Source organism: Hylemonella gracilis, assembly GCF_004328645.1.
GTDB lineage: Bacteria > Pseudomonadota > Gammaproteobacteria > Burkholderiales > Burkholderiaceae_C > Hylemonella > Hylemonella gracilis_B.
On the sequence record NZ_CP031395.1, the window covers coordinates 2,988,133 to 2,999,968 of the forward strand.

At 67.9% G+C, this 11,836-nt stretch carries 7 protein-coding genes and 1 pseudogene; all 8 read right to left on the reverse strand.

What is annotated here, in order from left to right; translation table 11 throughout:
- Positions 1 to 16: 16 nt before the first annotated feature.
- The 8 genes and pseudogenes from ligA to DW355_RS14050 all read right to left on the reverse strand — a co-directional run bounded on the left by ligA (position 17) and on the right by DW355_RS14050 (position 11,819).
- The gene (ligA, locus tag DW355_RS14015) at positions 17 to 2,221 is read right to left on the reverse strand and encodes an NAD-dependent DNA ligase LigA (RefSeq protein ID WP_131280932.1); all 2,205 of its coding nucleotides are present in this window, start codon (positions 2,219 to 2,221) and stop codon (positions 17 to 19) included.
- 26 nt (positions 2,222 to 2,247) lie between these two features.
- Positions 2,248 to 3,369, reverse strand: a complete 1,122-nt coding sequence (locus tag DW355_RS14020) for a cell division protein ZipA C-terminal FtsZ-binding domain-containing protein (RefSeq protein ID WP_131280934.1) — start codon at positions 3,367 to 3,369, stop codon at positions 2,248 to 2,250.
- Positions 3,366 to 6,898 (reverse strand): annotated as a pseudogene (gene smc / locus DW355_RS14025) (chromosome segregation protein SMC). The gene DW355_RS14020 and the pseudogene smc overlap by 4 nt, the downstream one beginning before the upstream one ends.
- A 142-nt stretch (positions 6,899 to 7,040) precedes the next feature.
- The gene (locus DW355_RS14030; RefSeq protein ID WP_165493204.1) at positions 7,041 to 8,042 is read right to left on the reverse strand and encodes a Bug family tripartite tricarboxylate transporter substrate binding protein; all 1,002 of its coding nucleotides are present in this window, start codon (positions 8,040 to 8,042) and stop codon (positions 7,041 to 7,043) included.
- Between the two features lie 52 nt (positions 8,043 to 8,094).
- A complete protein-coding gene (locus DW355_RS14035) occupies positions 8,095 to 8,553 on the reverse strand; it encodes an aconitase X swivel domain-containing protein (protein ID WP_131280937.1) in 459 nt (152 codons plus the stop codon).
- Positions 8,550 to 9,842, reverse strand: a complete 1,293-nt coding sequence (locus DW355_RS14040) for an aconitase X (RefSeq protein WP_131280939.1) — start codon at positions 9,840 to 9,842, stop codon at positions 8,550 to 8,552. Before DW355_RS14040 ends, DW355_RS14035 begins: the two co-directional genes overlap by 4 nt.
- A gap of 32 nt (positions 9,843 to 9,874) precedes the next feature.
- Positions 9,875 to 10,705: an IclR family transcriptional regulator gene (locus DW355_RS14045; protein WP_131280940.1), complete on the reverse strand. Its 831-nt coding sequence runs from the start codon at positions 10,703 to 10,705 to the stop codon at positions 9,875 to 9,877.
- A gap of 112 nt (positions 10,706 to 10,817) precedes the next feature.
- The gene (locus DW355_RS14050; RefSeq protein WP_242671173.1) at positions 10,818 to 11,819 is read right to left on the reverse strand and encodes a Bug family tripartite tricarboxylate transporter substrate binding protein; all 1,002 of its coding nucleotides are present in this window, start codon (positions 11,817 to 11,819) and stop codon (positions 10,818 to 10,820) included.
- Positions 11,820 to 11,836: the final 17 nt, after the last annotated feature.

An 11,836-nucleotide genomic window follows, 5' to 3' on the forward strand; every position in this document is an offset into this window, starting at 1 on the left:
AAATTTCCCGACTGAATTATTCGTCTGCCTGACCCTTGAGCACGGCCAGCATTTGGGCTTCATCGATCACAGGAACACCCAGCTCACGCGCCTTGTCCAGCTTGCTGCCGGCCTCCTCGCCCGCGACCACGTAGCTGGTCTTCTTGCTGACGGAGCCAGCCACCTTGGCGCCGGCGGCCTCCAGCATGTCTTTCGCGGCGTCGCGTGACAGGGTGGGCAGCGTGCCAGTGAGCACGAAGGTCTTCCCTACCAGCGGCAGCAGGGCGCGGGGCGCGGGCTCCCCTTCGTCCCATCGCAAGCCGCAGGCGCGCAGTTGCTCCACGACCTCGCGGTTGTGAGCCTGATCAAAGAAGGTGCGGATGCTCTGCGCAACGACCGGGCCGACGTCGGGCGCCTCCTTCAGCGCCTCGACACCCGCGTCCATGATGGCGTCGAGCTTGCCGAAGTGACGCGCCAGGTCCTTGGCCGTGGATTCGCCCACATGCCGGATGCCCAGCCCGTAGAGGAACCGTGGCAAGGTGGTCCGCTTCGATTTCTGTAGCGCGTCCACGATGTTCTGCGCGGACTTCTCGGCCATGCGGTCCAGCGCGGCGAGCGAGGTCAAGCCCAGGCGGTACAGATCGGGCAAGGTTTTGACCACATCGCCATCCACCAATTGGTCGACCAGTTTGTCACCCAGGCCCTCGATGTCCATGGCGCGGCGCTGCGCGAAATGCAGCAGGGCCTGCTTGCGCTGGGCGCTGCAGAACAGCCCTCCGGTGCAGCGGTGGTCGGCCTCATCCTCCTCGCGCACGGCCGCGCTGCCGCAGACGGGGCAAAACGCGGGCATGGTGAATTCGGACGCGCCCGGCACCCGCTTCTCGGGCAGCACGCTCACCACCTCGGGAATCACATCTCCCGCCCGGCGCACGATGACCGTGTCACCCACGCGCACGTCCTTGCGTCGGGCTTCGAGCTCGTTGTGCAAGGTGGCGTTGGTCACGGTCACGCCACCCACGAACACCGGCGCCAGCTTGGCCACGGGCGTCAGCTTGCCGGTGCGCCCCACCTGTACCTCGATGGCCTGGACCGTGGTCAGCATCTCCTGCGCCGGATATTTGTGCGCCACGGCCCAGCGCGGTTCACGGCTCTTGAAGCCCAGCTGCTGCTGCAAGGCCAGGCTGTTGACCTTGTAGACCACACCATCGATGTCAAAGGGCAGGCTGTCACGCAAGGCGCCCATGCGAGCGTGAAAATCCACCAGTGCCTCGGCGCCCAGGCCCAGGGCACGGTGCTCGCACACCGGCAGGCCCATGGCGACAAACGCATCCATGACCGCGCCATGCGTGAGTGGCGGAGCCCAGCCACGCACCTCACCCAGGCCGTAGGCATAAAAACTCAAGGGGCGTTGGGCCACGATCGCGGGGTCGAGCTGGCGCACCGCGCCCGCCGCCGTGTTGCGCGGGTTGATGAAGGTCTTCTCACCCTTGGCGCCGGCGGCGATCTTGTCGCGCTGGCGCTCATTGAGTGCCTCGAAATCGTCGCGCCGCATGTAGACCTCGCCGCGCACTTCCAGCACGTCCGGAGGCCACGACACCATGGTTTCGCCGCCGGGCTGCCCCACGGCGAAACGCGCACCAAGCGCAAGCGTGTCCTGCGCGTTGCTTGGACTTGGGGGCAGCGAACCACGCGCAGCGGGGAGCGTGGGGGCCAACAAGCGCAGTGGAATCTGGTTGATGGTACGGATGTTCTGCGTCACGTCCTCGCCGGTCTCGCCGTCGCCGCGTGTGGCGGCCTGCACCAGCACGCCACGCTCGTAGCGCAGGTTGATGGCCAGGCCGTCGAATTTCAGCTCGGCTGCGTACTCGACTTGCGGCGCGCCTTCCTCCAGGCTCAACGCCTTGCGCACGCGGGCATCGAAGGCGCGCGCACCCTCGGGCGTGGTGTCGGTCTCGGTGTCGATGCTGAGCATGGGCACAGCGTGCCGCACAGGCAGCAAGCCATCCAGGACCTGGCCAATCACGCGCTGCGTGGGCGAATCGGGCGTGCGCAGCTCAGGGTGCGCGGCCTCGATGGCCTGCAGTTCCTGGAACAGGCGGTCGTACTCGGCATCGGGAATCTCGGGCGCGTCCAGCACGTAGTAACGGTGGGCGTGGTGGTGCAGCACCTCACGCAACTCGACCGCGCGCTGCGCGGCTGCGGGGCGCGGCGCGTCGGCGGGCTGGCTGAAAAGATCCGGCATGGTCGGCAAACTCGGCAAACAATCGATCAACTGAACAGGCGGCGCGCTGGCCCGGAACCGGCGGGCAGCTCGTGCGCCTCCAGTGCGTCGTAGAGCGCTTCCAGCTCAGCGCCGATGCGATCCAGGTCCTCCACCACCAAGAGGCGGCCCGCGTCATCACCCAGGCGCCCGTCCATCTGCTGGGCCAGAGTAGTGGCCACGGCGCGCAAGCGTTCGTAGGGTCGCTCGGCGCGCGGCACCTGGGGCACATCCAGGCTGAGCGTGACCTCGCGGATCGCGGTCATGGCGGGATCGGCCGAGGTGGCGGCCTGCGGGTCGTAGTGCAAGGTGAGCACGGCCTGCTGGGGCAGGCCCGCCAGGACGGGAGAAGGCGCAGGCGCGCGGGGCAGCACCATGCGCCCGGGCAGCACGCCATCCACGAAACCCAGGCGGGTGGCGAGCTGCTGCACGTAACCCGCGCTCCAGGCCGTGCGACTGGCCCGCAGTGTCACGTTCAGCTGCGCGTCATGCGCCTGCGCGAAGGCGTCCAGCTCGCGCGCGCGCGCCACGGCGTCAAGCATGTCGGGCAAGTCGGCCGCGCCGCCCAGGGCGTCGGCCAGGGCCTGGGTCTTGAGGACGAACTCGGAATACTCCAGCTCGTTCAAGGCCCCCGCCCGGTTGGCCAGTTGCACACCGGTCTGCAACAGGTTGTATTGCTGCCCGGCCTGAGGGACTTCCCAGGCACCGTCCTCGCCCCGCGCCTCGACCGAAAACGGTTTGCTGCCCACCCGGCGCGTCGCAGGCAGGTTGTGCAGCACGGCATCGCCGGAAATGGGCAACTCCAGCTCGATGGTCGCCAGCACATCAATCAAGGGGTCCAGGTGGTTGTGCTGCGGGCGCCGGTCCGGGACCTCGGTCGGAACGTCCTGCGTCGCGGCGTGCCAGGGCGTTTCAGCGTCAACGTCAACGGGTGACGCAGACGCCGCGTGCTGCGCGAGCGATGCCGCCGACGTCGCCTGCGCACGAGGCTGTGTGACGTAAGGCCATGCCTGGCCCTCCGGCTCGGCCAGGCGTGGGCGGCCACGCCGGGCCGTCCACCAGCCGTGCGCCAGCACGCCCGCCAGCACCAGCAGGCCGGCAATCAGCAGGCCGAGCTGCAATGCGCTCATACCTCGGCCAAGGAGACGGCGGCTTCCATGTCCACGGCCACGATGCGCGACACGCCCTGCTCCTGCATGGTCACGCCGATCAGTTGCTCGGCCATTTCCATCGCGATCTTGTTGTGACTGATGAAGAGGAACTGCGTGCCCCGCGACATGCTGCGCACGAGGCGCGCGTAGCGCTCGGTGTTGGCGTCGTCCAGCGGCGCGTCCACCTCGTCCAGCAGACAGAAGGGCGCGGGGTTGAGCTGGAAGATGGCGAACACCAGGGCGATGGCGGTCAGCGCCTTCTCGCCGCCCGAGAGCAGGTGGATGGTCTGGTTCTTCTTGCCCGGTGGCTGGGCCATGACCTGCACGCCGGAGTCGAGAATTTCCTCGCCCGTCATGATGAGCTTGGCCTGGCCGCCGCCGAACAGCTCGGGGAACATCTTGCCGAAGTGCTCGTTGACGGTCTTGAAGGTGTCGCCCAGCAGGTCGCGCGTCTCGGCGTCGATCTTGCGGATGGCGGCTTCCAGCGTGTTCATGGCGTCGGTCAGGTCGGCCGATTGCGCGTCGAGGAACTGCTTGCGCTCGCGCGCCGTCGCCAGTTCCTCCAGCGCTGCGAGGTTGACCGCGCCCAGCGCGGCGATTTCGCGGTTCAGGCGCTCGATCTCGCCCTGCAGGCCGCCCTCTCCCCCACGCAGGCGCACCTTGCCCTCCTCGATGGACCGCGCCACGGCCTCCAGGTCGGCCTGGGCCTCGACCAGTTGCTGCGTGTACTGCTCCAGGCCCAGGCGCGCGGCCTGTTCCTTGAGCTGCAAATCGGTGATGCGCGCGCGCAGCGGCTCCAGCTCACGCTCGAGCTTGATACGGCGCTCGTCGCTGGCGCGCAGCTTGAGCGTGAGGTCGTCGTACTCGCTGCGCTTGGCGGCCAGCTGCTGTTCGCGCTCGGTCTTGAGCGCCAGCGCGCCCTGCAGGCCGGCCTGGGCCGCGGCATCGGTGGCGCGGGTCAGTTCCTCGCTCAAGCGCTGTTCTTCGCTGGCGATGGCGGCGGATTGCTGCTCGGCAGTCTCGATGGCGCGGGCCAGCTCGGCCTTGCGCGCATCCAGCGAGCGCAGCGCGAAGGTTGCTTCCTGGGCCTGGCGTTCCAGCGCGCGCAGTTGCTCGCGGCTGGCGGCCAGCTTGCGCTCGGCCTCCAGCGCACGCTCGTCCAGCTGGGCCTGGCGCTCCTGGCTATCGGCCAGGCGCATGTCGAGTTCTTCGAAGCGCGCCTCGGCCGCCATGCGGCGCTCCTGCAGATCTTCCAGCAAGGCATCCACCTCGGCCATGTCGCCCTGCAGTTGCTCGCTGCGGGCACGGGTCTGCTCGGCCAGTTGGGTCAGGCGCAGGGTTTCGACCTGCACCTCGTGGGCCCGGGCCTGGGTCTCGTCGGCCTCGCGACGCACGGCCACCAGGCGCTGGGCCGCGTCGGCATAGGCGGCCTCGGCGCGCACGAGGGCGCTCTTGGCCTCGTCGCTGATCAGCGCCTGGGCACGCACCTGCTTGTCCAGGCTCTCGATTTCCTGGGCCCGGGCCAACAGGCCGGCCTGTTCATTGTCCTGGGCGTAGAAGCTCACGCTGTGGCGGCCCAGGGCGTGGCCGCTCTTCACGTAGACGGCCTCGCCCGCCGCGAGTTGCTCGCGCTGACCCTGGGCCTCTTCCCAGCTCTGCGCCACATAGCAGCCCTGCAGCCAGTCACCCAACACGGCCTTGAGGCCGGCGTCGCCCACGCGCAGCAGGCTGGCCAACTGGGGCAGGCCCACCTTGCCGCTGGCCGGCACCTCGGCAGCGGCTGCGGGCGCGCTGTAGAAAGCCAGCTTGGTCGGGGGGCATCGGCGGCGAACGACTTCAGCATCTCCAGCCGGCTGATCGGCAACGCGGCCATGCGCTCACGCAGCGCGGCTTCCAGGGCGTGCTCCCAGCCCTGCTCGATGTGCAACTGCGTCCACAAGGCCTGCAGGCCGTCCATGCCGTGCTTGGCCAGCCAGGGCTGCAGCTTGCCGTCGGTCTTGACCTTGTCCTGCAGGGCTTTGAGGGCCTCCAGGCGCGCGGACAGATCGGCCTGCCGGGCGCTCTCCATGTTGGCGGCGCGTTGCTTTTCCTGGCGCTCGCTGTCAAGTTGGGGCGTGCGCTCCTGCAACTCGTGCAGGCGGGCCTGGGCCTCCTCGGCCGCCTCGCGGGTCTGGGTGTTCTGGGCCTGCAGCGTTTGCAACTTGGCCTCGTCGGGCGCTGCCAGGGCCTTCTTGTCCGTGTCCAGGCGCTCGCGGCGCTGCTGCAACTGGCGCGTCTGCTCCTCGATGCCGCGCTGCTCGGCGGCCAGCACCTGGATTTGCTGCTGCACTTCGTGCACGCTGCTCTTCTGTTCGTTGGCGCGCTGCTGGGCCTGGCGCAAGGCGTCTTCCAGCTCGGGCAAGGCGGCGGTCTGGTCTTCCAGCTGGGCGGTCAGCTCGACGTTCTTTTCCTCGCCGGTCGAGGCCAGCTCGGCCAGGCGCTCGATCTCGGCCAGGGCATCGCCCTTGCGCTCGCCCCACTGGCTGTTCTGTTCCTTCAGGGCCTTGAGCCGCTCCTGTGCACGCTGGCGGCCTTCCACCACGAAGCGAATCTCGGCCTCCAGCCGGCCCACCTCGGCGCCGGCCTCATACACCTTGCCCTGGGCCTGGTTGACCTGGTCGCCCGCCGCGTAATGCGCCTGGCGGATAGTCTCCAGCTCGGCCTCGATGTGGCGCAGGTCGGCCACGCGCGCCTCCAGATCGATCACGGCGCGTTCGCCCTCGGCGTGGATGCGCTTCTGCTCGGCCTCGGCCTCGGCGCGGCGCAAGAACCAGAGCTGGTGCTGCTTGAGGCTGGCCTCGGCCTGCAAGGTCTTGTACTTCTGGGCCACCTCGGCCTGGTGTTCCAGCTTCTCGAGGTTGGCGTTGAGCTCGCGCAGGATGTCTTCCACCCGGGTCAGGTTCTCGCGCGTGTCGGACAGACGGTTCTCCGTCTCGCGGCGGCGCTCCTTGTACTTGGACACGCCCGCAGCCTCCTCCAGGAAGAGGCGCAACTCCTCCGGCTTGGACTCGATGATGCGGCTGATCGTGCCCTGGCCGATGATGGCGTAGGCGCGCGGCCCCAGGCCCGTGCCCAGGAACACGTCCTGCACATCACGGCGGCGCACCGGCTGATTGTTGATGTAGTAGCTGCTGGTGCCGTCGCGTGTCAGCACACGCTTGACGGCGATCTCGGCATATTGGCTCCACTGCCCGCCCGCGCGGTGGTCGGCGTTGTCGAACACCAGCTCCACGCTGGCGCGGCTGGCCGCCTTGCGGCTGGTGGTGCCATTGAAGATCACGTCCTGCATGGACTCACCGCGCAGCTCCGAAGCGCGGCTCTCACCCAACACCCAGCGCACCGCGTCCATGATGTTGGACTTGCCGCAGCCATTGGGCCCGACCACGCCCACCAGCCGCCCCGGCAGCATGAAATTGGTCGGCTCGGCGAAGGACTTGAAACCGGAAAGCTTGATGGAATTGAGGCGCACGGCGGGATCCGGGGGTGGGGGGAACAATGACTCAGCGAGCGAAGCCGGAAATCATAACTTCTTGCTCATTCCGCACCCAGGAACAGAAAAGGCAAAGGCCGCGCGTGGCGCGGCCTTTCATGCGGGACGAAGTGAACGACACTCAATCCAGCTTGATACCCGCCGTCTTGACGACCTGGGTCCATTTCTGGATTTCGGCCTTGATGTAGGCATCGAACTGTGGCGGGGTGATCGGGTTGGTTTCCAGGCCCAGATCGTCCATGCGCTTTTTCGCCTCGGGCGTCTGCAGCACGGCCAGGATGTCCTTGTAGATCGTGTTGACCACGTCACGCGGCGCGCCGCTGCTCACAACCAGGCCGAACATCGACTGCACGTTGAAGCCAGGCAAGGTTTCGGCGACTGCGGGAATGTCGGGCGCGATGGCCGAGCGTCTGAGCGCTGTTGCGGCCAGCGCCTTGAGCCTGCCACCCTTGAGATGGGGCATGGTGGAGAACAGTGGGTCGATCAGCAGTTCGATGCGGCCGGCCATGACTTCGGGGTAGGCCTGACCGCTGCCCTTGAAGGGCACATGCAGGATGTCCAGGCCGGCCTGTTGCTTGAACAGCTCCATGGCCAGATGCATGGAACTGCCGCTGCCCGGGCTGGCGTAGCTGTACTTGCCGGGGCTCTTCTTGATGAGTTCGATGGCCTCCTGGAGGTTGTTGGCCGGGAAAGACGGCGTGGCCGAGATCAGGATGTTGGACACGCCCAGGATGGTGATACCGGACAGGTCGCGGGTCGTGTCGAAGGGCAGTTGCCGCATCGCCGGGTTGATGACATGGGGCGTGGCGACGACGCACAAGGTATGGCCGTCCGGCGCGGCCTTGGCGGTGAAATCCGTGCCCAGGGCCGTGCCCACGCCGGGCTTGTACTCGACGACGATGGGTTGGCGCCAGATGGCAGACAACTGCTGCTGAAGCACACGCGCCAGGATGTCGATCGCGCCACCCGGCGCATTGGGCACGATCAGCGTGACGGGTTTGCTCGGAAAACCCTGCGCGCTGGCCATTCCGGTTCCGGGCAGCAGGCTGCTGGCGCCCAGGGCCGCGAGGCCGAGGTTCCATTGGCGGCGGTTGATGCGTCCGCCTTGGTGGTCGTGTTGCATGGTCTGTCTCCTGTTGTTGTGTGTTCTGTTGTGTGCGCTGTACCGGGAAGGATCAAGGCCTGGCCTTGCGGTGGATCTCGACCACGCCCCGGTCGGCATCCACGCGCACCCAGTCACCGGTCTGGATGCAGTCCAGCGGGTCGCGGTCGAAGTCAGTCATGGCCGGCGCATGGGTGACCACGGCGCCCAGGGCCATCTTGGTGGTCATCTCGTTGAAGAGGAAGGCCGCGGGCGCGCTGTTGAGCAGGCGGGTCATGTGGAACATGGCCGACCAGCCCGAGGAGCCCTTGGCGCCGGGGAACACCAGCACCTTGCCGGCAAAGCTGACGCCGCGCAGCTCGTGACGGGTTTCGATCACGCTGCCACTGCGCGGGTCAATGCCGCCCCAGCCGGAGATGCGGTCGCGCGTGACCAGGGCCTCGCCTTCGGACACCCCGCCGACCACCTTGCGTCCATGGAGGACGATCAGCTGCGATGTTTCAGCGGTGGCGGACGGCGTGGCGGTGTTCATTGCAAGGCTCCTTGCCAGCGGCCGGTGCAGGCCGCGTCGATGCACTCGGCGGTGGAGCCGAACCAGGCCTGCACGCCCAGGATGGCCGGCAGGTAATGGGCCTGCTTGGCCGAGTCGAGCGCGACGGTGCGTGTGCCCTTGGGCACGGCGCGGCTCATGGCCGAGCAGCTGTCGGTCATGAGGATGCCGCCGGCTTCCTCGATGATGCGGGTGTAGCCGTTGCGGTCGGCCAGGGACTTGATAGCGCGCGGCGTGAAGATCCAGAGCTCGCAATCTGGATGGACCTTGCGGCCCTCGAGCAACTGCGCAGCTTCCCAGATCTGCTCGATGGTGTAGTGCGGGCAGCCCAGCATGACGTACTGGATCTCGGCGGAGCGGGCCGTGGTGTTGAGCTTCTCGTAGGTCTGGCGTCGCTCGGCCTCGCCGTAACGCAGCACCTCGACGGGCCGCTGGCCGCCCAGCGCCTGTTCCAGCGTCAGCGCCTCGGGCGTGACGCCAACCACGTGGTACAGCTCCACGCCGCCCGAGGACGATGCCGCCGCGCCGAAATGCTTCAGGCGCGGCAGATTGGGCACCCGGCCGATGCCGCGCCGGCTGTGCACCGCCGGCACCCGCTCCTGCACATGCTCGCCAATGAAATACCCCAGCAGGCCCCAGTCCTGCACGGACTCCACCTCGATGTCCAGCTCCACCACGTGCGTGGCGTGGCGGTTCTCGGGCAGGTGGTAGCCCCAGTAGGGAATGCGCGCGGTCAGCATGGCCGCGCCGCAGCTCTCGCGCCCTTCGGTGTTGGTGCGCGCACCCAGCACCGAATTGCAGTAGATCACCGCCGACGACTCCATCCAGGCGCAGTGCTCGCCCCGGGTCGGGATGTTGCCCACCTGGTAGGGCGTGCAGGTGTTCATGATCTGGGCACCCAGGCTGGCGGCGTGGCGCTCGCTCTTCTCGTAGAAGCGCACCGTTTCCTCGCTCAGGCCCATGCGCTCGGGCTGGCCCGGGTCGAAGCCGAGCTGCAGATGGCTGGTGAAAACCTTGAACTTCGGGATCTCCACCACCTCCTGGCTGTCCAGGCTGAATTCGGAGAACACCGCGTCCATGCCGCCCTTGGCCAGGGCGAAATCGCGCTGGAAGGGCGTGGTCGAGGTGATGGTGGCGCAGACATTGCGCGTCTCCACCAGGCGCTCCGCGCCCAAGGCCTCGCCATAACGGACCAGCAGATCCATGGCCTTCTGCACGGCCGGGCCTTGGTGGCCGTCGTACATGGCTTTTTCTTCGTCGGTCAATCGCATGGGCTTGAGGCTCCGAAACAGTTCTAGGGGTTCTAGGGTGAGGAAGAAAGTGCCGCGGCCTGCGTGGGCAGCACCACACGGCCGCCGATCTCGGCGGCGATGCCGGCGGCCATCTGCACGAGGGCGGGAGCCACCTCGTCGCGCAGACCTTGTTCGCTGAAGTGGAAGGCGGGGCCACCGCAGTTGAGCGCCATGACCTCGCCAGTCGGGCCGACCAGGGCCACCGAGACCGAATTGATCTCGCGGTGGAACTCGCCCAGCGACAGGCAATAACCCAGGCGATGGGCTTCGTTGATGGCCCGCTCCATGCCGGGCGCCACGCTGCCCCACTCGGCCCCGCGCAGCAGACGCAGGGAGTCGATGAGCTGCTGGCGCTGGGGCTCATCCACCGCGGCCAGGAAGGCGCGCCCCAGCGCCGAAACAGGCAGCGGTGCGCGCGAGCCCACGTCGATGCGCGTCGCGAGCATGGACGAACGCGGCCGACAGGCCTCGACGATCACCATCTCCATGCCGTCACGCACGGCCAGGTAAACCGAACCACCCGTGCGCTCGGCCAGCATCTGCATGGGCCCGCGCGCGGACCCGCGCACGTCCAGGCCAGAGAGGAACACCTGCGCCAGCGACACCACGCCCGCGCCCAGCATGTAGCGCTCGCCGCCAGGCTCGGCGCGCAACCAGCGGTTCGCCACCAGGGTGTCGGCCAGCCGCGTGACGGTGGGACGCGGTATGCCCGTCATGCGGGAGAGTTCGGTGGCGCCCAGGGCGCGCTGGCCCTCGCGGAAGCATTGCAACAGCGCCAGGCCGCGGTCGAGGGCGCTGACGGTGTCGGCGCTCTTGGCGCGCGGTGTGTGGGATGCGTTCATGGTAGGTCGATTGTGCAACGATGAGGGCCGGCCACGCGGTGACCGCTGGCCCTTGGACGGCCCCTGCCCCACTGCCATCGACGCATCCTGGTTCATGGTCTTGGCGCCAGGTTCACTCGAACTTGACGTTGTTCTCGCGCACCGTGGTCGTGAAGGCGTCCCACTGCTTGCGATGGAAGGCGGCGAACTGGGCCGGCGTCATGCCATAGCCCGAGAAACCCTGCGCCACCAGTTGCTCGCGCACATCAGCGCGGCTGAGCACGTCGCGCAGCATGCGGCTCAGCCGCTCCGCGATGGCGGGCTGCATCTTGGCCGGGCCGAAGAAACCGGCCCAGGGCGCGATGGTGACCGCGCCCAGGCCCAGTTCGGCCGCCGTGGGCACCTCGGGCAGCAAGGGGCTGCGCTCGGGCAACAGGGTCACCAGGGGGCGAATCTTCTTGTCCTTGGCGAAACCCGGCACCAGCGTGCCGGTGGAGAACATCATCTCGATCTGTCCGCCCACCAGGTCCGTCATGGCCTGGGCGTCGCCCTTGTAGCGCACGTTCACCACCTTGATGCCGCGTGTGGCCAGCAGTTGCAGCATGGCCAGTTCCGAGGCGCTGTTGCTGGAGCCGGAGTTGTACTTGCCGGGATTGGCCGCCACATGGTCGAGGAATTCCTTCAGGCTACCCGAGGGCAGCGCGGGCGACACCGCCAGGAACATGGAAAACTCGCCAGCCGTGGTCAGCGGCGTGAAGGCCGTGAAGGGGTCATAGGGCGGATTGGGCCGCAGTGCCGGCACGGCCACCATCGCCGTGTTGGAGCCCAGCATGAAGGTGTAGCCGTCGGGCGCGGCCCGCATCACCTCCTGCGCGGCGATGATGCCCTCGGCGCCAGGCTTGTTGTCCACCACCACCGCCTGCCCAGCCTGGGCCGCGAGGCCCTTGGCAATGACGCGCGCAATCGTGTCGGCCCCACCGCCCGCCGAGAAAGGAACGACCAGGCGGATGGGTTTGTCGGGATAGGTCTGCGCTGAGGCGGGCGCGGCCAGGGCCAGCGCGGCCACCAGCACGGCGATGGCTCCGGCCAGCGCAGCCAGGCCGCGACGACGCGCGAGGAAAGTTGTTCTGTTCACGGTTTGTCTCCTTGTTC